The following is a 22,423-nucleotide window of genomic DNA, read 5'->3' on the forward strand; positions in this document are numbered from 1 at the left end:
CTAGGATAGGATAAGAAAGTTGTCTGAAAATATAATGGGATTGAGAGAAAGGACAATGTAGCATGATTAAGAAAGGAAAACTGGCCACATTCTTCATCATCGTTGCCGCGCTGCTCGTTTTGATCGGCACGACGTCGAGTTGGCTCTTAAAAGACACGAAACTCGGTTTAGACTTAAAAGGCGGGTTTGAAGTGTTGTATGAAGTACAACCATTAAAAAAAGGTGACGTCATCGATGCTAATGCAATGAGCGCGACGCTGACAGCAATCGAAAACCGGGTTAACGTACTCGGTGTTTCTGAGCCGGACATTCGGATTGAAGGAGATAACCGGATCCGTGTTCAACTGGCAGGTGTCAAAAATCAGAGTGAAGCCCGTCAGATTCTATCCTCTACGGCCGAATTGTCATTCCGAGACATCAACGACAAAGTGTTACTTGATGGATCAGACTTAAAGGCAAAAGGAGCAAAAGTCGGATACGATCCGCAGACCAATGCACCACTCGTCGAACTGACGATGAAATCAAAAGAGAAATTTTATGAAGTGACACAAGAAGTGTCAAAAATGCAACCACCAGCGAATCGTCTTGTCATTTGGCTGGATTATGAAAAAGGCGATACGTACGAAAAAGAGATTCAAAAAGAAAATTCCAAAATTGTCTCTGATGCGTCGGTCCAACAACCGATCAACTCGGATAAAGCCATTATCTCCGGTGGCGATATCACAGCAGAATACGGCAAACAACTTTCATCGATCCTCAATGCTGGAGCACTTCCGGTGAAATTGGATGAAATCTATTCGACGTCTGTCTCGGCCGCATTTGGTCAAGACGCGCTCGATCAGACGTTGTTTGCTTCGATGATCGGTGTCGCAGCCGTCTTCTTGTTCATGTTGCTGTTTTACCGGGTATCCGGCTTAGTGTCGATCATTACACTATTATTCTACATCTACCTCGTCATGATTTTCTTTAACGGAATCAATGCCGTACTAACCTTACCGGGGATTGCTGCCCTTGTACTGGGTGTCGGGATGGCAGTGGATGCCAACATCATCACAGCCGAACGGATTAAAGATGAACTCCGAAGCGGGAAATCGGTCTTGTCGGCGTTCAAAGCCGGTAACCGCCGTTCATTCGGCACGATTCTTGATGCGAACTTGACGACGTTGATTTCGGCAGGAGTACTTTATTACTTCGGAACAAGTACCGTCAAAGGATTCGCGATCATGTTGATGGTTTCGATTGCTGTCACGTTTATTACGAATGTCTTTATCTCCCGTTACTTGATGCAACTTCTCGTCAGCAGCCGCTGGTTTGATAAGAAAAAAACCTGGTTCGGCGTAAAGGAGAGTGAAATTCGTGAACTTTAATCCAACGAAATTCGACTATGTTAAACATCGGAAAATTTACTTTACGATTACAATTGCCTTAGTGCTGATTTCTGTCCTATTACTCGCGTTTCGGGGACTAAACCTCGGAATCGATTTTACAGAAGGAACTCGGGTAGAAATCTCTTCAACAAATACGATTAAAGAATCTGAAGTTCGCTCTGTCATTGAAGATGCTGGAATTGATGCAGCTGAAATCAACGGTGTTCAATTTGCCCAAGGTGGAAAACTGGCCAACGTAACGTTCGTTGGAGAGTTCAGTCAGGAACAAATCTCGAAAATGAAACAGGTCATTGAAGCCAAGTATAAAAAAGAACCGAGCATCTCGACCGTCTCGGCTCAAGTCGGTCAAGAAATCGCCCGTAATGCGATTTATGCCGTCTTGTTGGCTTCACTCGGAATCGTCATTTACGTCTCGTTCCGTTTCCAACCGCTTTACGGGATTGCGACAGTCCTCGCCCTGCTCCATGACGCGTTGATGATTATCGCATTCTTCTCGTTGTTCCAAATTGAGGTCAATCTGTACTTCATCGCAGCGATTTTGACCATCATCGGTTATTCCGTCAATGATACGATCGTTACCTTTGACCGGGTCCGGGAAAACTTAGGTCTTGCTGAAAAAGGTGGTCGTCAAGTGACGTTCAGTGAATTGTCGCACATCGTTAATGAATCGATTCAACAGACAATCATTCGTTCGATCAATACGGTCGTAACGGTCATCATGACGGCAGCTGCCCTTTATATCTTCGGCAGTGAAGCCATCCGTGGCTTCAGTCTTGCCTTATTGGTCGGTTTGATCATGGGGATGTACTCTTCGATCTTCATCGCAGCCCAACTGTGGCTTGTCATGAAAGGTCGGACACTAAAATCATCGAAACAAGCTTCATAACCTGACCCGTGTTAGCTATCGCTAACGCGGGTTTTGTTCTATAATGATGAAGTTGATTGGAGGGATTAGATGTATCATTCAAAGAAAACATGGATCGACAAAGAAGTTGATTCACTTAAAATAGACGAATTAGCCGACCAGGTGAACGTATCCCGACAGGTCGCGCATCTGCTCGTTCAGCGGGGGTTCGACACAGCTGACCAAGCCAAAGCTTTTTTGGAAACCGATCAAACGGCGTTCCATGATCCTTTCTTGTTTCAGGACATGAACAAGGTCGTGGCCCGGATTCAGCAAGCAGCGGACGAAGGTGAGATGATTTTGATTTATGGCGACTACGACGTCGACGGTGTCAGTTCCGCTGCTATTTTATGGCATGCGTTGATTGAAATCGGTGCGATGGCGGAATGTTATATCCCGAATCGTTTTACAGAAGGTTATGGACCAAACGAGGCGGCGTTCAAGTGGGCTGCGGAAGAGGGATTTGGTCTCGTCATCACGGTCGACTGCGGGATTTCCGGGATCGAGGAAGCCGTCGTCTTAAAAGAACTCGGTGTCGATTTGATCATCACGGATCACCATGAAGCAAAAGACGTGTTGCCGGATGCCTTTGCAATGATCCATCCTGGGATCGATCCCAACTACCCATATTCAAAGCTTGCCGGAGCCGGTGTTGCCTTTAAGGTTGCCCATGCGTTGCTCGGACGCATGCCGGAAGAACTGCTCGACTTGGCTGTCCTCGGAACGATTGCCGACCTGGTACCGTTAGTCGGTGAAAACCGTTTGCTTGCAGCAAAAGGGATCGAAGCGTTGAACGCCAGTGAACGACCGGGCATCCTGGCCTTACGGAAAGTCTGCAGTCTCGTTGAAGAAGAGTTGACGGAAGAATCGGTTGGTTTTGCCTTTGGTCCCCGGATCAATGCAGCGGGTCGACTCGACTCGGCGATGCCGGCACTTGAGATGTTACTCGCGGAAACGATTGAGGAAGCTAGTCTGCTCGCGGAGCAACTCGATCAACAGAATAAACAACGACAGGATATCGTCAAGAACATTGCAGAAGAAGCAACCGAACTGGTAGAACAGCATTATTTATCAGACCGTGTCTTAGTTGTCGATTCGGATCAGTGGAATCCCGGTGTCGTCGGAATTGTAGCGTCCCGGCTCGTTGAAAAGTATCATCGACCAGTCATTCTGTTGTGCCACGATAGAGAAAAAGGGACTGCAAAAGGTTCAGGTCGTTCGATTGCAGCGTTTGACTTATTTGCCGAGTTAAATCAATGTGCTGATATCCTGCCGCACTTTGGGGGACATCCGGCTGCGGCCGGCATGACATTGTCATCCGAAAACGTCAGTGTTCTGCGGGAACGATTGAATGCTCAAGCTGCAAGTTTACCGGAAGAAGCCTTCATCGCGACGACAGAAATTGATTTACGCTTAACTGTTTCTGATGTCTCGATCGGATTGATTGAAGAGATGGGACGGTTGGCCCCGTTCGGTATGGGTAATCCATCGCCCCGTGTTGTCGTGGAAGGAGCGAATATTCGTGACTTGAAACGAATCGGTCGTGATTTGACACACTTAAAGGTACTCGTGACGGACGGGCAAACGGAGCTGGATGGAATCGGATTCGGATTTGGTGACGCGGTCGATGAAGTTTCGTCACTGGCAGAAGTTTCGTTGATGGGGAGTCTGAACATCAATGAATGGAACGGATTCCGTAAACCACAACTGATGATTCAGGATTTGGCAGTCGTGGATTACCAACTGTTTGATTACCGTGGTGGAAAAAAGCCGTTGACGAATGTGTTTGAGCTTCCACACGAAATGACGACGTTCGTTGCGTTTTCGGAAGAAACACAATCCAAATATGCCGAGCGTCCGCTAAATGGCGAGGCTAAAGCGAATGTTGTCTTTTTGGATTTACCGGAAGAAGAGTCGGCCTTTTTGCCCTACTTGAAACAAGCGGAACGGATCTACTGTGCTTTCAAAGACGAAGGGTACTATTTCGAGACGATCCCATCACGGGAAGAATTTAAGCATTATTTCAATTACTTTGCAAAATGTCCCCGTGATGAGCTCCGAATCGGACTGGTTCGTTTGTCGAAATCTCGAAAATGGTCGAAACGTTCGATTAACTTTATGCATTCAGTGTTTTCGGAACTTGATTTTCTTGTTACAATGGAGGACGGGCTGCCGGGTGTGAACCCGAATGCTGAAAAACGGGACTTGACGGAAGCTGCGACGTACAAGCGTCATGAAGAACGTCAACGTCTTGAGCAACAATACATTTATTCGTCACTCGCTCAGTTGAAAGAGCGTTTTGATACTTTGGTAGAAGCGGCGAAGCAGGAGGAAATGACATGGAGTTCAAACAGCATATAAAAGAGGTCGAAAACTGGCCGAAAGAAGGAATTAGTTTCAAAGATATCACATCCTTGATGCAGAATGGTCCTGCCTACAAGCAGTCCGTCGATGCTTTAATTGATTATGCCCGTAAACAAGGAGCAGACGTGATTGCTGGACCGGAAGCACGCGGATTCGTCGTCGGATGCCCGGCTGCATACGCGATGGAAATCGGATTCGTCCCTGTCCGTAAAGAAGGCAAATTACCACGTGAGACAGTCCGTGTCGAGTATGGTCTTGAGTACGGAAAAGATGTTTTGACGATGCACCATGATGCAATCCAACCAGGGCAACGCGTTGTCATTCTGGATGACTTACTGGCAACGGGCGGCACGATCGAAGCGACAATCAAAATGATTGAGCAACTTGGTGGAACGGTTGCTGGAATCGGATTCTTGATTGAACTGGATGGTTTAGGTGGACGTGAAAAACTCGAAGGATACGATATCCTATCGTTGATTCGTTATGCAGATTAAGGAATACTAAGTACCTTCCCGACATTGGTCGGGGGGGTATTTCTTTTTATTTTGACATATTATCAAAATTTCACGATAATAGAAGGTATATATATTAGGGATTCAGCGTAATCAATCCCGGGGACTGGGTGAGGATAAGGGATGACAAATAAACAAATCGTAAATGTAGAAGACCTTCTCGCTCGAAGTGCGGAGTACATGACGGAGGCAGAAGTCAAAGACATCGAACGTGCCTACCAATTCGCAAAAGACGAGCATGACGGACAATTTCGCCGATCGGGTGAACCTTACATCATTCACCCCGTTCAAGTAGCGGGGATACTAGTGGATATCGGTTTGGATGCGACAACAATCGTAGCCGCGCTTCTTCATGATGTCGTCGAGGATACCGACATTACGCTGGAAGAACTGACAGAACGGTTTGGAGCAGATGTCGCGATGCTAGTTGATGGTGTGACAAAACTCGGGAAAATCAAATATAAATCAAAACGGGAAGAATTGGCTGAAAACCATCGTAAGATGTTCATTGCGATGGCGGAAGACATTCGCGTCATTTTGATTAAGTTAGCCGACCGTCTGCATAATATGCGGACGCTTCAACATATGGTAAAAGAAAAACAAGTCCAAAAGGCAGAAGAGACGCTCGAAATCTTTGCGCCGCTTGCCCACCGGCTTGGAATTTCCACAATCAAATGGGAACTTGAGGACATCAGCCTGCGTTACATCAATCCGCAACAGTACTACCGGATTGTTTCGATGATGAAACAAAAACGGACGGAGCGGGAAGCACTCGTCACATCGGTCATCGATGAAGTCAATGAAGTCTTGGACGAGGTGGAAATTGCAGCTGAAGTCGATGGTCGTCCTAAACATATCTATTCCATCTATAACAAGATGCAAAACTCGAAAAAAGAGTTCAGCGAGATTTACGACTTGATGGCTGTGCGAATCATCGTTGACTCCATCAAGGACTGTTACGCTGTCCTCGGAATCATTCATACGCAGTATAAACCGATGCCGGGACGCTTCAAGGATTATATCGCGATGCCTAAACCGAACATGTACCAGTCGTTGCATACAACGGTTATCGGGCCGAAGGGTGAACCGCTTGAAGTGCAAATTCGGACACGCGATATGCATTTTATCGCCGAGTACGGAATCGCTGCGCACTGGGCTTATAAAGAAGGTAAAGAGCAGGAAGCAAAATCTGGTTTTGAAGATAAAATCGCCCACTTCCGTGAAATTCTGGAGCTGCAAAAAGATACCGCCGATGCGGAAGAATTTATGGAATCAGTCAAAGTCGACTTCTTCAGTGATATGCTGTACGTCTTTACACCAAAGGGTGACGTCATCGAATTGCCGAAAGGATCGGTGCCGATTGATTATGCTTACCGGATCCATACGGAAATCGGACACCGGACGATTGGTGCGAAAGTCAACGGACGGATGGTGCCGATCGATTATAAACTGAAGACGGGTGACATCATTGAAATCGTCACGTCGAAACACAGTTACGGTCCAAGTAAAGATTGGTTGAAGATTTGTGTATCGAGCCAGGCGAAAAACAAAATTCGTCAATGGTTTAAACGCCAGCAACGGGAAGAGAATGTCTCAAAAGGTCGTGAATTAATTGAGGCGGAAGTTAAAAAGCTTGGTTTTGAGCCAAAAGAAGTCATTAACGAAAAAACACTGGAAGATGTCACACGGAAGTTCAATTTTTCTCAAGAAGAAGATATGTATGCCGCCGTTGGATACCACGGTCTGACCGCTGCGCAAGTCGCCCATAAATTGACGGAAAAATTGCGCAAAGATAAAGAATCAAAAAATCTTGAGCTGAACGAAGCTATCAGTGAAATGAAGACATTTGACCGACCGAAGAAACAAAATCCGGAAGGCGTTCGTGTTAAAGGAATCGACAACATGTTAGTCCGGATGAGCCGTTGTTGCAATCCGGTTCCGGGTGACGACATCGTCGGATACATTACCCGTGGTAGAGGCGTCTCGATTCACCGGTCTGATTGTCTGAACGTCATTCATGAACAAAATCCGGAACGATTGCTTGAAGTCGAGTGGGAGCACGAAGGCAAGACGGTTAAAAGCTATAACGTCGAAATCGAGATTTCCGGTTTTGACCGGGCCGGTTTGTTAAACGATGTCCTGCAATCCGTGTCCGCGATGAATACGAATATCGTGGCTGTCAGCGGTAAAGGGGACGACAGCAAACAAGCGAAGATTTCGATGACGATTGCGATCGATAACGTCAATCACCTGCAAAAAGTCGTCGATCGAATTAAACAGATATCAGACGTGTATGCCGTGCATCGCGTCATGATGACATAAGGAGCGGATAGAAATGCGAGTCGTATTACAACGGGTCAAAGAAGCAAGCGTGACGGTCGAAGGGACAGTTACCGGTCAAATCGATCAAGGATTTCTTTTACTCGTCGGGGTCACGCATGAAGATACGCTGGAGCAAGTCAATTGGTTGGCGGATAAGATTGCCGGACTACGGGTGTTCGAAGATGAGGAAGAACGGATGAACCGTTCGCTCCAAGATGTGGACGGTCAGATTTTGTCCGTTTCCCAGTTCACCCTGTACGGAGATGTCAAAAAAGGACGCCGTCCTGCCTTTACAGAAGCGGCGAAACCGGATTTTGCAAATGAATTGTATGAAGCCTTTAATGCGCGTCTGCGCACCCAAGGTATCACGGTCGAAACCGGACAGTTCGGAGCAATGATGGATGTTGCGCTCGTCAATGATGGACCAGTGACCTTGATTTTAGAAAAGTGACCAAAGTCTTGACAGGATCTTTCGAACGAGGCAATATAAGGGATAATAGAACGATTATAGAACCGATGACGAAGAAGAGTAATTTAGATCTCGGCTGCTTAGAGAGTCGCCCCTTGGCTGGAAGGGTGATCAGACGAACTAGATGAAAGACCCTTTTGAGGTATTTTCCTGAAATGTGTAGAGTAGGGGGAATCGTAGGCAGGCGTTAACTGCACCGAGTGGCTGAGATTTTTCGGCAACCAGGGTGGTACCACGGGATCTTCAAGTTCTCGTCCCTTTGCGGACGAGGACTTTTTTGTATTCAAAAAGGAGGAATTAGGATGAAATTACCACGCGGAACGTTTGATGTACTTCCGGGTACAGTCGAACGTTGGCAGTATATTGAAAACCAATTGCGGGAGATCAGTAAACGGTACAACTATAAAGAAATCCGGACACCAATCTTCGAAGAAACAGAGCTGTTCAAACGGGGTGTCGGTGAGACGACGGACATCGTTCAAAAAGAGATGTTCATGCTTGAAAAACGCGGCAAGGAACAGTTTACGCTTCGTCCGGAAGGAACAGCAGCCGTCGTTCGATCGTTCGTGACGAATAAACTGTATGGCGCAGCCAACCAACCGGTCAAACTGTTTTACATCGGACCGATGTTCCGCTATGAACGTCCGCAAGCCGGACGTTTCCGCCAATTACACCAATACGGTGTCGAAGCGCTCGGTAGTGAAGAACCGGCAATCGATGCAGAAGTCATCAGTCTAGCAATGAGCATTTACCGCTCGTTTGGTTTGAAAAAACTCAAACTGGTCATCAACTCACTCGGAGACAGCGAAAGCCGTACCGCGCACCGGGAAGCATTGGTTAATCACTTTAAGCCGGTCGCCCACGAGTTATGCCAAGACTGTCAAAACCGTCTCGAAGCCAACCCGCTCCGCGTACTCGATTGTAAAGTCGACCGCAATCACCCGAGCATGGCGACGGCGCCGTCGATTCTCGATTTCTTGAATCCGGCTTCGAAAGCGTATTTCGATCAGGTCTTGCTCCATTTAGATGCACTTGGCATCGAGTATGTGATTGATCCGACACTCGTTCGTGGTCTCGATTACTATAACCACACGTCGTTTGAGATCATGTCGGAGGCAGAAGGATTCGGTGCCATCACGACGCTGTGCGGCGGTGGACGTTATAACGGACTCGTCGAACAGATTGGTGGTCCCGCTACACCGGGAATCGGTTTTGGAATCGGCATTGAACGTCTGTTGATGGCGCTTGAAAACGAAGCAGTTTTACCGGAAGTCGATGATTCAATCGATGTCTTCATCGTCGCGCAAGGCAATGAAGAAGTCGAAAAAACAGCGACCCGCCTGCTTCAGTTGATGCGTCTGGAAGGACTTGCCGCTGACCGTGATTATCTCGGACGGAAGTTCAAAGGACAATTTAAAGCAGCCGATCGGATGAAAGCCCGCTTCACCGTCATTCTCGGAGACGAAGAAGTGGAACGTGGAGCAGCTGCGTTAAAAGACATGTCGACCGGTGAACAGATTGATGTTCCATTATCAGCTGTCGCCGATACGATTGTCGCGAAATTAAAGGAGGAAGCACAATGATCGGACGTACACACATGAACGGAACCGTAACAGAAGAAACGATCGGCCAAGCCGTTCAACTAAAAGGGTGGGTTCAAAAACGCCGTGACCTCGGTGGATTGATTTTCCTCGATTTACGTGACCGGACGGGAATTGTCCAAGTCGTCTTCCAACCGGAAAACGAGCAGGCACACCGTCTGGCAGAAACGATTCGCTCGGAATACGTGCTCGACATCAAAGGGACGGTCATCAAACGTGAAAATCCGAACCCGAACATTCCGACAGGACAAGTCGAAGTCGTCGCGGATGAAGTCATCATTTTGAACGCTTCAAAAATGACGCCGTTTCCGATCAGCGAAGAAGCGGAACAGACGTCAGAAGATCTCCGTCTGAAATACCGTTATCTGGATCTTCGTCGTCCATCACTACAGGAAACATTCCGTCTGCGTTCAAAAGCATCAAACATCATGCGGAACTTCCTCGACGAGCAAGACTTCCTGGAAGTCGAAACACCGATCTTAACAAAATCGACACCGGAAGGCGCACGGGACTACTTGGTGCCAAGTCGTGTCCACCCGGGTGAGTTTTACGCCTTGCCGCAATCTCCGCAGTTGTTTAAACAGTTATTGATGGTATCTGGTTTTGAGCGGTATTTCCAAATCGCCCGTTGTTTCCGTGACGAAGATTTACGTGCAGACCGTCAACCGGAATTCACACAAGTCGACATCGAAACAAGTTTCATGGATGTCGAAGACTTGTACGCGATGATGGAATCGATGATGACACGTGTCATGAAAGAAACGCTCGGGAAAGACATCACGACACCGTTCCCGCGGATGCCGTATGCAGAAGCGATGAGCCGGTTCGGTTCGGATAAGCCGGATACACGGTTTGGTCTTGAGTTGATTGATGTCGCGGAAGCGGTCACAGGAGCCGGCTTTAAAGTCTTTGACATGGCACTTGAATCCGGCGGTGAAGTCAAAGCGTTGAACGTCAAAGGCGCAGCCGACCAATTCTCACGTAAAGATATCGATAAATTACAAGAGTTCACAGCGATTTACGGGGCGAAAGGTCTCGCTTGGGTCAAAGTAACGGCAGACGGACTGAACGGTCCCATCGCGAAGTTCTTTGATGAAGCGGCGACGGCACGTCTTGTTGACGCAACGTCGGCTGAAGCGGGCGATCTGCTCGTCTTCGTGGCAGCAAAAGCCTCAATCGTTGCGGATAGCCTCGGTGCACTTCGTCAAAAACTTGGAAAAGAACTCGGCTTGATTGACGAAACGGTCTTCAACTTCTTGTGGGTGACGGATTTCCCACTCGTAACGTTCGAAGAAGCGGATGGTCGTTTTTATGCGAACCACCATCCGTTCACGATGCCGCGCCGGGAAGATCTCGACAAACTCGAGACGGACCCGGGCAGTGTGCTTGCTGTTGCGTATGACCTTGTCTTGAACGGGTATGAGCTTGGCGGAGGATCACAGCGGATTTACGAACGGGATATCCAAGAGCGGATGTTTAAATTACTTGGATTCACGGAAGAGGAAGCAAACGAACAGTTCGGCTTCTTGATGGAAGCGTTCGAATATGGAACGCCACCGCATGCGGGCATCGCGTTAGGTCTTGACCGTCTGATCATGTTACTCGCTGGACGTACAAACTTACGGGATACGATTGCTTTCCCGAAAACGGCGTCGGCAAGTGATTTATTAACAGCGGCACCAAGTCCGGTTTCAGATGCACAATTAAATGAGCTATCGATTCGGACGGCAGTCAAACAGTCGTAACAGCAACAGATTTCCTTCCATAAGAGAAGGAAATCTGTTTTTTTTAGAGGAGGAATGAAGATGGAACGGTCTTTTTTTGAACGGTCACCGGTCGACGTCGCACCGGACTTGCTCGGGAGTGTCTTGACGGTCAATGCAGTCACGATGCGAATTGTTGAAGTCGAAGCGTATCTTGGACCGCATGATCAAGCGGCTCATTCTTACAGTGGGCGACCGACGAAACGGACTGCACCGATGTTTGGACCGGCTGGACACCTCTATGTATATTTCACGTATGGGATGCACCATTGCCTGAACATCGTCTGTGGAGAGACTGGTCAAGGGTATGCCGTATTACTGCGCGGTGCGGAAATTATCAGCGGACATGATCTCGTTGCCGAACGACGATTTGCAAAATCATACGCGACGTTAACCAAAGCCGAACAAAAAAACTTGGTCGACGGTCCGGCTAAGCTGTGCCAAGCGTTTGGTTTGACGACAGAAGATTCGGGTGTGGATTTGTACAGGGATGAACGCTTTCAGATTGAAGTGGGGGAAGCGGAGAACATCGTTCAGACGACACGGATCGGAATCCCGAATGCCGGGGAAGCGACGAAGTATCCGTGGCGTTTTTACGAATTTGGCAGCCCCGGCGTAAGTAAAAACTAAATTATCAAAATTGGAACGAAATGAGAGGGCGGATTTGATATCCGCCCCCTCATATGTTAGTTCATCGTTTTGGTGTATTGATTGATTTTTTAGCTTGTTGTTTTTTATAAAATTTGTAGACGATCGGTCCGACCGTCGTAGCAAGCGTAATCAGCGTCTTGAGTTTCCCTTTTTTAGCAGCCATGAAATGATTCACTCCTTAGTAAGTTGTACTAATCATATTCCACGAAAACAAAAAATCAAAACCTTTTCAGCACATCAATCGTTTGCGGAGAGGAAGAAGATTGAGATAGTACGGGTAAGGATAACAAAGGAGTGAGTGCCATGGCAGGAGTCGTTTGGTATCGAAATGATTTACGGGTCGACGATCATGAAGCGTTAACGCAGGCCTGTGCCGAACAAGACAAGGTTCGGGCAGTTTTTATTCAACAAGAGACGGAACAGCGTGGCCGACAACAAGTGATCTTTGAACAAGAGACATTACACGCCTTACGAAATCATTTAGGACAACTCGGAATCGAACTGACGATTTTGCAAGGCGATACGATGGAACAACTTTCGCACTTCACGGCACCGGAGGATGTCCTCTACTTTCACCGGATGACCGGTTTTTATGAAGCGCGTCTCGAACAGCAGGTTTTGCAACAGTATACAGCCCATATGTATGAAACGCAGACGCTGCACCGGCGGGAAGACATCGGGAGTGACGAACTGAAACGCGTCTTTACGGCCTTCCGAAAAAGAGTGGAACAGTCCGGCCGATTTGAAGAACCGATCGATGCACCGGGAGAGATTCGTTATGCTGAACCGCCGGATAAGGAAAAGATGGATTCTCGTACGTCATTCCCGTTTGCAGGAGGAGAAACGGCAGGGCGTAATCGCCTGGCTGCTTACTTGGAAGGACCCGTCTTTACCTATAAAGAGACACGGAACGGATTCGACCGCGATGATTCTTCGAAGTTATCTGCTTGGCTTGCGAACGGTTCCCTTTCGCCGCGGCGCGTCATGGCAGAACTGCAACGTGCCGAACGGAAGCACGGTGCCAATGAATCGACCTACTGGCTATATTTCGAACTGCTTTGGCGAGATTTTTTCCATTTGACGATGCGTGAGACCGGTCACCGGCTTTTTCGATCAAATGGTCTACGAGACGGTCAACTAACATGGAAAACGGATCAAGCAGTCGTCGATTCTTGGATTGCCGGACAGACGGGTGAGCCATTCGTTGATGCATTCATGCGGGAAATCAAGGAGACCGGTTGGATGTCGAACCGTGGACGGCAGATTACGGCGAGTTATCTGATTCATGACTTAAAACAGGATTGGCGGATCGGTGCCCGGTATTTTGAGCAGCAGTTGATTGATTTTGATGTCGCTTCCAATTACGGGAACTGGGCGTACATCGCGGGAGTCGGAAATGCGACCCGAACGCCACGATTTAATCCTGAATTTCAACAACAAAAATATGATCCGACGAAAGCATTTATCCGACGCTGGATGTCAAGCGAAACGACTGAAAAATGACCAAATTTTAAGGATCAGAACCAGTTGCATTTCGATAAGGGGAATGCTATATTAAATGCAACAGATGGGGTTCCTGAGATGTACGAGAGCCGCCTTTTATCTTTGAGCCACTCTTTTTTGATAGGGAGTTTGACGTTCCAACTAGTAGTACATGCCTCGTAACACAGCAGGAGGACGTACGAATAGGAATCGGATAAGACACCCACCTGCGCAGCAGGTTCAAAAATAAGGTATCGACACGGCACTTCGGGTCCCATCGTTTCTTTTTAACTGGATTTACACTATACGTCGCATGACGTTTTTTTTTATGATATAATTCCGAGTAAAACAGTATGAGTATTGTGAGGTTATGGAGATGTTACATCAATTTTCACGTAATGAGTTAGCAATCGGTAAGACCGGACTTGACGCATTGGCATCCAAGTCTGTTGCGATTTTAGGAATCGGCGGAGTCGGTTCGTTTTCAGCAGAAGCCTTGGCCCGCAGTGGTGTCGGTCGGTTGATTCTTGTTGATAAAGACGATATCGATATTACAAATGTCAACCGTCAGATCCATGCTTTGTTACCGACAGTCGGTCAACCGAAAGTTGATGCAATGGCGGATCGTTTGATGCAAATCAATCCGGATTTAGAAATCGTCCGTTTGAAGATGTTCTATAACGAAGAAACGTACGAAGCCTTTTTCGCAGAAAATCCGGATTATGTCATTGACGCTTCGGATACGGTATCGTTTAAGATTCATTTGATCAAAGAGTGTAAACAACGTCAAATTCCAATCATTTCGAGTATGGGAATGGCGAACAAGATGGATCCGACACGAATCAAAATCGTTGATATTAAAGATACAAGTTACGATCCGCTGGCGAAAGTCATTCGGACGCGATTGCGTAAGGAAGGGATTCATAAGGGAGTTCCGGTCGTCTTCTCGGATGAACCACCGGTCAAAATCATCGAAGAAGTCCGCCAAGTCGTTGGTAACGATGAAGCCTTTATCCGGAAAGCCAAAATGCCCCCAAGCTCAAACGCTTTTGTTCCGTCAGTCGGCGGATTAATCGCAGCGAGTTATGTCATTAATGAAATTGTTCGGGAAGCTGGCGTCATCATCGAACGTGTCCGTTAAAAAAAGCGACCTGCTGAGGTCGCTTTTTCTAATCATTTACGGTTGTTTTTTCCAGAAATCGAGACGGGCCTGTAATTGTTTTTCAAATCCGCGTGGACTTGGCTTGTAAAAAACAGGTTTGGTTCGTGCCAGATTTTCCGGCCAGTAATTCTGTTTAACGTAAGCATGGGGAAACTGGTGCGGATACTGGTATTCGACACCATTGCCAAGCGCCGCCGCACCGGCATGATGCGCATCCCGTAAATGCGGCGGAACCGGACCACCGTCTGATCGACGAACGAGTTCGAGTGCTTGATCAATTGCAGTAATGACAGTGTTTGATTTCGGAGCCGTCGCGAGATACAGAACGGTCTCGGCGAGTGGAATCCGTGCCTCCGGAAAACCGATGTATTCACAGGCCCGAGCACATGCATCGACGATCAGAAGAGCTTGCGGATCGGATAATCCGATGTCTTCTGCCGCATGGACGTAAAGTCGACGGACGATGAAACGGGGACTTTCCCCAGCTTCAATCATGACGGCAAGCCAGTAAAGGGCAGCGTCGGGATCCGAGCCACGAATCGATTTGATGAAGGCCGAGATGACATCGTAATGCCGGTCTCCATCTTTATCATATTTCAGTGCTTTTTGCTGAATCGATTCTTCGGCTACAGCAAGATCAATCGTGATTTTTCCGTCCATTTCCGGTGTTGTTAGAACGGCGAGTTCGAGTGCGTTGAGCAACGCCCGGTAATCGCCGTCTGAGAGCTTGACATAATGATCGATTGCTTCCTCGGTGACAGTGACCGGATACTTGCCGAGACCACGGTCTGCGTCTTCTAAAGTCCGATGCAGGACAATTCGTAAATCGTCTGTCGTCGGAGTTTCAAACCGGAAAACGGTCGCCCGGGATAATAGGGCGGCATTGACTTCAAAGCTTGGGTTTTCCGTCGTTGCACCAATTAGTGTGATTGTTCCGGCTTCAAGGGCAGGCAGCAGGGCGTCTTGTTGCATTTTATTGAAACGATGGATTTCATCTAAAAATAAAATGGTTTTTTGTTGGTCAAACTGCAAACGGGATTCCGCTGCTTTTAATACTTCACGCAACTGATCAAGTTTTGCCGTGACGGCATTTAATTGTTCAAATGCCGACTTCGTATAACTGGAAATGACACGGGCAAGCGTTGTTTTTCCAGTTCCCGGTGGTCCGTAAAAAATAACGGTCCCGAGCCGGTCAGCGAGAATAGCCCGACGTAATAAGGTCGATTCTCCGATCAAATGGCGTTGTCCAACGATTTCGTCCAGTGATTGAGGGCGCATCCGATTGGCAAGCGGTCCGGCCGGAGAATGTGATTCAAATAAATTAGCCATAGGTAGCGTTCCTTCTTTCAACTTTTAGCTACTACTATACTAGAAAGGATGTCTTTTCGCATGATGAAAATCTCGACAAAAGGCCGTTATGGTCTGACAATCATGATTGCACTCGCCAAAGGAGGCGAGGCAAAGCCATTGTCTTTAAAAAAAATTGCGCAGATGTATGATCTGTCCGAGCACTACCTGGAGCAATTGATTGCCCCGCTTCGAAACGGCGGTCTCGTCAAAAGTGTCCGCGGGGCATACGGCGGATATAAACTGGGGCGTCCTGCTGAGGAAATCACAGCAGGGGATATCATTCGTTTGCTCGAAGGACCACTCGTCGTCGTCGAAGGGGACAACTGTGATGAGGTGACGAAACGTAAGTTATGGGATAAAATTCAACGTGCTGTCGACGATGTGCTCGATTCGACGTCATTAAAAGATTTAGCTGAAGAAGACGATACAGGTTATATGTTTTATATATGAGAGGTGAAAAACGATGATGTATTTTGATCATGCAGCAACAACACCGATGCGTCCGGAAGTACTCGAGAAGATGACACCATACATGCTCGAACAATTCGGTAATCCGTCGAGCGTCCATGCTTTCGGCCGGTCCGGTCGGGCAGCGATTGATACAGCACGGCGAATGATCGCAACGGAACTGAACGCAAAACCGACGGAAATCATCTTTACGAGTGGTGGTACGGAATCGGATAACTACGCCATCATCGGTGCTGCCATGCAGTACCAGTCAAAAGGCCGTCATGTCATTACGACACGGTTTGAACACCATGCCGTACTCCATGCCTTCGAGGAACTGGAGAAACGGGGATTTGACGTGACGTATCTTGATATTCCAAAGTCCGGTATCGTGACGGAAGATGCTTTGCGCGCTGCCGTTCGACCGGATACGATTTTAGTATCGATCATGTTCGGAAATAACGAAGTCGGAACGATCCAGCCGATTGCGGCATGTGGCCGCTTCTTGCGGGAGAAACAGATTGTGTTCCATACCGATGCCGTTCAAGTATTTGCGAAGTCACAAATTGATGTGGAAGCGATGCACATCGATTTGCTGTCGGCATCGAGTCATAAAATCAACGGACCAAAAGGCGTCGGGTTGTTATATGTCCGGTCGGCTGTTAAGTTAGCTCCTCAATCCTATGGAGGAGAACAGGAACGCAAGCGGCGTGCCGGAACGGAAAATGTCGCCGGGATTGTCGGTTTTACGGAAGCGGTCCGTCTGATGGCAATGGAACGGGATGGGCAGGCCGAACAGTACCAGTTCTTACGGACCACATTACTTGAGCGGCTTCGTGCCTCATCGATTGACTTTGAGGTCAACGGGGCAGAAGGGTTACCGCAAGTCATCAATTTGTATTTCCGAGACGTCGAAATCGAACCGTTTTTGATTATGCTCGACATGCGGGGAATTGCTGTTTCAAGTGGAAGTGCCTGTACGGCGGGATCGATTGAGCCGTCCCATGTTTTGTCGGCGATGTATGGTGAAAATCCACGAACAAAACAATCGGTCCGCATTAGTTTTGGACGGGGAAACGATGTGGCACAAGTCGAACTGCTCGCACAAGGCCTGATAGATGTCGTAAAATCGTTTCAGAACAATTAAGAGGTGAAAACAATGAATACACGCGCAAAAGCACCGGAGGAAACAACGGTCGTCGTCGGTATGTCCGGCGGTGTCGATTCTTCCGTTACAGCTCATTTATTAAAAGAACAAGGATATAACGTCATCGGAATCTTTATGAAGAACTGGGACGATACAGATGAAAATGGATTTTGTACAGCAACGGAAGATTACGAAGATGTCATCGCCGTCGCCAATCAAATCGGTATTCCATATTATGCGGTCAATTTCGAAAAGGAGTACTGGGACAAAGTCTTTACGTACTTCTTGGATGAATACAAACTCGGTCGGACACCGAATCCGGATGTCATGTGTAATAAAGAAATCAAATTCAAGGCATTTCTTGACCATGCGATGCGCCTAGGGGCAGACTTTGTTGCGACGGGGCATTATGCTCGTGCCGTATACGAAGACGGCGAGCATAAATTATTACGCGGTGTCGACGCAAACAAGGATCAAACGTATTTCTTGAACCAATTGTCCCAAGATCAAATCGCCAAAGCGATGTTCCCAATCGGGCATATGGAAAAATCAGAAGTGCGGAAAATCGCCGAAGAAGCGAACCTTGCGACGGCCAAGAAAAAAGACTCGACCGGCATTTGTTTCATCGGAGAACGGAATTTCAAACAGTTCCTCAGCCAGTATCTGCCGGCTCAACCAGGTGAAATGCGGACACTCGAAGGCAAAACAATGGGACGTCATGACGGTCTGATGTATTACACAATGGGTCAACGTCACGGTCTCGGTATTGGTGGAGACGGGGAACCGTGGTTCGTCGTCGGGAAAAACCTGAAAGACAACATCTTGTTCGTCGAGCAAGGATTCCACAATGAATTGCTTTATTCAGAAGGGCTTTATGCGTCTGATATCAGCTGGACGGCAACGGTGCCTGCCGGGACAGAATTCCGCTGCACCGCGAAGTTCCGTTATCGTCAAACGGATACACCCGTAACAGTCCGTGTACTGGACGGTGGACGTTTAGACGTCGCGTTCGACGAACGGCAACGGGCGATTACTCCCGGACAAGCCGTCGTCTTTTATGACGGTGACGTATGTCTTGGTGGGGCGACGATTGATGATGCGTACAAAGCCGGCAAACAGTTAACGTATCTTGCGTAAGGGAGAGGTTTAAATGAACTACAACGAAGTCGGGTTCCGACATCTGGAATCCGGTAATTATGAATTGGCAGCTCAAGCCTTTAATGATGCCATCGAACAACAACCGAATGATCCGACCGGTTATGTCAACTTGGGAACATTGCTCCAATCAATGGACGATGCCGACCGCGCACTCCGGTTTTACGACAAGGCGCTTACGATTGATCCAACGTTCGCAAGTGCTCATTATGCCAAAGGTGCGCTGTATTTTTCGGCAGATTTACTGGTCGAGGCTGAAGAATCATTGCGTCTTGCTTTGCTGCATGGACTCGATGATGCCGATCTTCATTTCATGCTCGGACTGACGTATCAAAAACTGGGTGATCCGGTTCGAGGCATTCCTCGTTTAAAACAAGCGACAGAACTGAATGGTGTTGATGTAGAAATCGCCTTTCAGTACGGTCTTGCCCTCGCTCAGAACGAACAGATCGAAGAAGCAGCTGAAATCTTCGAACAAGTCTTGTTGCTGGAAGAGACACATACGGATGCCCGTTATAACTATGCGATTGCACTGGCATTTTTAGGTCAGCAGGAAGCGTGTTATACGGAACTTGAAACCGTGCTTGCGTATCAGCCGAACCACACGTTGGCGCAAGATGCGAAAGCCAAAATGGATGCTTTGTTGAACTAAAAAAGAGCGTTGCGACCGATGATTGAGAATCGGTTCGGCAACGCTTTTTTTTGATTAATGACCGACTTCACGGACGACGCGAAGCGGTGGACCGGAAAAGTCTTCATAGGCCTCGTCCATGTTTTTTGTATACAGTTCAATGACGTTTTGTTCCGTGTCCTTGAAGTACGCAGAATACTCTTTATCGTTCGATGTCTCTTGCTCGTCCCACTCCCGAATTTTGACATCAATCGACGCAGCACGTAACAGATCAAGAGCTTCATTAAATTCATTCTTCTCGATATAAAAGGCGCAATGGACATGCATGCCGCCTTCGTCATACAGGCTGTCCCACTCCGTGACGGGAAGACGTTTGACGGTCCGTTCCTCCATCGTGAAGTCACGCTTCAGCCAAAGACCAAGACGTGTGTTTCCCCCGATATACAGCCAGGTCGCCCAGACACCGTCTTGTTTTTCTTGTTCCTGACTCGGCTCCGCATCATCGGGCGCCCACTGCTCGACGATCGGGATGCCGAGCGTCCCGTTCCAAAACGCAACAGCGCGGTCCATATCCTCGACTTCTAATACTAATTCACATAATCCGGCAATCGGTAGACGTCCCATGATTCGTTCCTCCATTCGTATATTAGCTCAAGGAATGTTTCCCTCATTTAAAATCCGTTAAACGAATGCTATGATAATAGCAGAGTAACGGAGTCCAGAAAGAAAGCAGGTGGAGTGATGGAGCACCCCCATCAAGTAGTTGGTCGCGTCAAACGTGTGCTTTTTTCCTCCGAAGAAGAAGCCCATTCGATTGTTTTGATTGCCATCAAAGAAAAAAACTTTGAATTAAAAGAGACGGAACTTGTTGTCACGGGGACCGGCGTCGGAATCGAACTCGGTGGAACGTATCAAGCGTTCGGACGATTGATTGATCATCCGCGATTCGGTAAACAATTAAAAGCGGAGTTGATCCGGCGGTCGGTGCCGATGACAAAGCACGCGGCTGTCCGTTTCCTGACGAACGGTTCGTTTACCGGCATTGGTCCGAAAACAGCGAAAAATATTGTCGATGCCCTTGGTGAAGATGCCATCGACGTCATTTTAAAAGACAGCAAGGCGCTTGATCGTGTGCCTGGACTGAAACAAAAACAAGCGGATGTCATCTTTAGTCGCCTGGCGACGTTATACGGCGTCGATCAACTGATGCTCTTTTTAGCGCCGTTTGATGTCACCCCGAAACTGGCAGCGAAAATTTATGCTGCTTACGAAGGGGATGCGATGGCACGCATCCGTGAGAATCCCTATTCCTTAATGTACGAGGTTAGTGGAATCGGGTTTAAGACAGCCGACCAAATTGCCTCGCATCTGGGACTTGTCGGCTTGCATCCGGAACGGGTCGCAGCGTCAATCATGCATATTTTGGAGCAAGAGGCGGGCGAAGGACATGCCTTTGCGACCGTCGAATCGCTGTTGCAACGGGCACCTCGTCTGCTCGGCGAAGATCCCGGTGAGCGGCTGGAACAAGCGATCGAGCTGTTGTTGACGGAAGACAAGGTAAAACTCGAAGAAGGTTGTTTGTACTTACCAACGATTTTTTACGCCGAAGTCCGGGCAGCAAAAGAGTTGGCCCGCGTGATGGCGAATGGTGCGGAACAGGAAGTGGATGTTGCGACGATCTTATCAGCAATCGGGCAGCTCGAAGAACGATTCGGGATGGAATATGCGGTCCAACAACGAGAAGCGATCGAGCTCGCAGTCAAGGCTCCGCTGATGGTGTTGACAGGTGGTCCCGGTACCGGGAAGACGACCGTCATCAAAGGAATTTTGCATGCCCTTCAGGAAATTCACGACTGGCCGCTCGAAAAAAGTCAGGTCAAATCGGGTGATGTCTATCCGTATGTGCTCGTCGCCCCGACCGGACGAGCAGCAAAACGCCTGTCTGAAGCGACGGATGTCCCGGCCATGACGATTCACCGGCTCCTGAAATATGACGGAACGAACTTCCAATTAAACGAAGATCAACCGATCACAGGGAAGGTGTTGATCATTGATGAATCGTCGATGATTGATATTTATCTGTTGTCGAGTTTATTGAGGGCTGTGCCGAACGGAATGAAGATTCTGTTTGTCGGGGACCGTGATCAATTACCGTCGGTCGGTCCGGGACAAGTGCTCGCTGACTTGATGGATACGGACGGAATTCCGGTCGTCCGACTCAATGTCGTCCACCGTCAAGCGGAAGATTCCTCGATTCTCCGTTTAGCACATGACTTGAAAAACCGTGTCACCTCGGCCGATTTACTTGCTCCGTTGTCCGACCGTCGGTTCTATTCACTGGCACCGCAAGAATCCTTGCGTGGTATTGCCGCTTTTGCGGAGAAGGCACTTGCAAAAGGCTATTCGAAGTTCGACGTCCAAATTTTAGCCCCGACCTACCGTGGACAAGTGGGCATCGACGAACTGAACATCGTGCTTCAGCAGGTCTACAATCCGGAAGCGCCTAAAAAACGGGAAGTCAAACAAGGGACGCGGATTTACCGGAGCGGGGACAAGATTCTTCAGCTCGTCAACAATGCCGAAGAAAATGTCTACAACGGGGATATCGGTGAAATCGTCAATATTTTCTTTGCGAAGGAAAACGTCGATAAGGTCGATAAAATCATCGCTCGTTTCGATCAGACGGAAGTCGAATACAACCGGAGCGACTGGGATCAGTTCACACACGCCTATGCGATTACCATTCATAAAGCCCAAGGGTCAGAGTTTCCGATTGTTTTGATGCCGGTCTTTTTCACCGGTGCCTTCAAGCATTCCCGAAATCTTATCTATACGGCGGTGACGCGGGCGAAAGCCAGTCTACTTCTTTTCGGTGATCCACGTGCTTTTTATAAAGCCTCTCAGGAAGAAGAACCGCGCCGGCGGACACGACTCATCGAACGATTGGGCGGTATGACAAAGACTTGACGCGGTGCGTAAGATAGGTAATAATCACGATAGATGAATGGACGCAAAACGTTGATGGAAGTTAAGTAAGTCGAATGTTTCATGAACCAGAGAGAGGTGGGTGCGCTG

17 protein-coding genes, 1 other RNA gene, 1 pseudogene and 2 other annotated features (1 of these 21 running past the window's edge) are annotated in these 22,423 nt (G+C 48.1%); of the genes and pseudogenes, 16 read left to right on the plus strand and 3 right to left on the minus strand.

All coding sequences use genetic code 11. The features are described from left to right. Positions 1-62: 62 nt before the first annotated feature. From secD to ACHA8N_RS12600, 8 genes and pseudogenes are all read left to right on the plus strand, one after another. Positions 63-2,274, plus strand: a pseudogene (gene secD / locus ACHA8N_RS12565) (protein translocase subunit SecD). 69 nt (positions 2,275-2,343) lie between these two features. Then, the gene (gene recJ / locus ACHA8N_RS12570; protein ID WP_393965932.1) at positions 2,344-4,653 is read left to right on the plus strand and encodes a single-stranded-DNA-specific exonuclease RecJ; all 2,310 of its coding nucleotides are present in this window, start codon (positions 2,344-2,346) and stop codon (positions 4,651-4,653) included. Further along, a complete protein-coding gene (locus ACHA8N_RS12575; protein ID WP_012370959.1) occupies positions 4,632-5,150 on the plus strand; it encodes an adenine phosphoribosyltransferase in 519 nt (172 codons plus the stop codon). Before recJ ends, ACHA8N_RS12575 begins: the two co-directional genes overlap by 22 nt. A 141-nt stretch (positions 5,151-5,291) precedes the next feature. After that, a complete protein-coding gene (locus tag ACHA8N_RS12580; RefSeq protein WP_147510710.1) occupies positions 5,292-7,490 on the plus strand; it encodes a RelA/SpoT family protein in 2,199 nt (732 codons plus the stop codon). A gap of 13 nt (positions 7,491-7,503) precedes the next feature. Continuing rightward, complete coding sequence (dtd, locus tag ACHA8N_RS12585; RefSeq protein WP_147510711.1) at positions 7,504-7,941, plus strand: D-aminoacyl-tRNA deacylase; 438 nt, start codon at positions 7,504-7,506, stop codon at positions 7,939-7,941. A gap of 56 nt (positions 7,942-7,997) precedes the next feature. Then, positions 7,998-8,221, plus strand: a binding site (T-box leader). Between the two features lie 40 nt (positions 8,222-8,261). Next, a complete protein-coding gene (hisS, locus tag ACHA8N_RS12590; RefSeq protein ID WP_393965933.1) occupies positions 8,262-9,542 on the plus strand; it encodes a histidine--tRNA ligase in 1,281 nt (426 codons plus the stop codon). Then, positions 9,539-11,305, plus strand: a complete 1,767-nt coding sequence (aspS, locus tag ACHA8N_RS12595) for an aspartate--tRNA ligase (protein ID WP_026832446.1) — start codon at positions 9,539-9,541, stop codon at positions 11,303-11,305. Before hisS ends, aspS begins: the two co-directional genes overlap by 4 nt. Positions 11,306-11,365: 60 nt before the next feature. Next, positions 11,366-11,953, plus strand: a complete 588-nt coding sequence (locus ACHA8N_RS12600) for a DNA-3-methyladenine glycosylase (RefSeq protein WP_393965934.1) — start codon at positions 11,366-11,368, stop codon at positions 11,951-11,953. A gap of 61 nt (positions 11,954-12,014) precedes the next feature. Here ACHA8N_RS12600 and ACHA8N_RS12605 read toward each other — a convergent pair whose 3' ends face one another. Beyond that, positions 12,015-12,137, minus strand: coding sequence for a hypothetical protein (locus ACHA8N_RS12605; RefSeq protein ID WP_255415516.1), 123 nt, complete (start codon positions 12,135-12,137; stop codon positions 12,015-12,017). 140 nt (positions 12,138-12,277) lie between these two features. On the opposite strand from ACHA8N_RS12605, the gene ACHA8N_RS12610 reads away from it, so the two are divergent. The 3 genes from ACHA8N_RS12610 to ACHA8N_RS12620 all read left to right on the plus strand — a co-directional run bounded on the left by ACHA8N_RS12610 (position 12,278) and on the right by ACHA8N_RS12620 (position 14,597). Beyond that, positions 12,278-13,477, plus strand: a complete 1,200-nt coding sequence (locus tag ACHA8N_RS12610) for a DASH family cryptochrome (RefSeq protein WP_393965935.1) — start codon at positions 12,278-12,280, stop codon at positions 13,475-13,477. A gap of 67 nt (positions 13,478-13,544) precedes the next feature. After that, a non-coding RNA gene (gene ssrS / locus ACHA8N_RS12615) (6S RNA) lies at positions 13,545-13,734 on the plus strand. Between the two features lie 98 nt (positions 13,735-13,832). Next, on the plus strand, positions 13,833-14,597 hold the full coding sequence (locus ACHA8N_RS12620; RefSeq protein ID WP_147510716.1) for a tRNA threonylcarbamoyladenosine dehydratase: 765 nt from the start codon (positions 13,833-13,835) through the stop codon (positions 14,595-14,597). Between the two features lie 36 nt (positions 14,598-14,633). Here the strand turns inward: ACHA8N_RS12620 and ACHA8N_RS12625 are convergent, their stop codons facing one another. After that, complete coding sequence (locus tag ACHA8N_RS12625; RefSeq protein WP_147510717.1) at positions 14,634-15,947, minus strand: replication-associated recombination protein A; 1,314 nt, start codon at positions 15,945-15,947, stop codon at positions 14,634-14,636. A 63-nt stretch (positions 15,948-16,010) separates the two neighbouring features. On the opposite strand from ACHA8N_RS12625, the gene cymR reads away from it, so the two are divergent. From cymR to ACHA8N_RS12645, 4 genes are read left to right on the plus strand one after another with little or no spacing between them, the layout of a single operon-like run. Then, positions 16,011-16,418 (plus strand): cysteine metabolism transcriptional regulator CymR, encoded by a 408-nt coding sequence (cymR, locus tag ACHA8N_RS12630; RefSeq protein ID WP_147511477.1) that lies wholly within the window; start codon positions 16,011-16,013, stop codon positions 16,416-16,418. 13 nt (positions 16,419-16,431) lie between these two features. After that, complete coding sequence (locus ACHA8N_RS12635; protein WP_393965936.1) at positions 16,432-17,562, plus strand: cysteine desulfurase family protein; 1,131 nt, start codon at positions 16,432-16,434, stop codon at positions 17,560-17,562. 12 nt (positions 17,563-17,574) lie between these two features. After that, entirely contained in the window at positions 17,575-18,699 is a 1,125-nt protein-coding gene (gene mnmA, locus ACHA8N_RS12640) for a tRNA 2-thiouridine(34) synthase MnmA (protein WP_147510719.1), read from the plus strand. Positions 18,700-18,712: 13 nt separating this feature from the next. Next, positions 18,713-19,369, plus strand: a complete 657-nt coding sequence (locus tag ACHA8N_RS12645) for a tetratricopeptide repeat protein (protein WP_147510720.1) — start codon at positions 18,713-18,715, stop codon at positions 19,367-19,369. 54 nt (positions 19,370-19,423) lie between these two features. Here the strand turns inward: ACHA8N_RS12645 and ACHA8N_RS12650 are convergent, their stop codons facing one another. After that, positions 19,424-19,972, minus strand: coding sequence for a VOC family protein (locus ACHA8N_RS12650; RefSeq protein WP_147510721.1), 549 nt, complete (start codon positions 19,970-19,972; stop codon positions 19,424-19,426). A 117-nt stretch (positions 19,973-20,089) separates the two neighbouring features. Here ACHA8N_RS12650 and recD2 point away from each other — a divergent pair, with 117 nt between their 5' ends. After that, positions 20,090-22,315, plus strand: coding sequence for an SF1B family DNA helicase RecD2 (recD2, locus tag ACHA8N_RS12655; protein WP_147510722.1), 2,226 nt, complete (start codon positions 20,090-20,092; stop codon positions 22,313-22,315). Between the two features lie 42 nt (positions 22,316-22,357). Beyond that, positions 22,358-22,423 (plus strand) — a binding site (T-box leader); it runs 153 nt beyond the window's last position.

Origin of the sequence: Exiguobacterium sp. S22-S28, from assembly GCF_043359615.1 — a bacterium.
Lineage (GTDB): Bacteria > Bacillota > Bacilli > Exiguobacteriales > Exiguobacteriaceae > Exiguobacterium_A.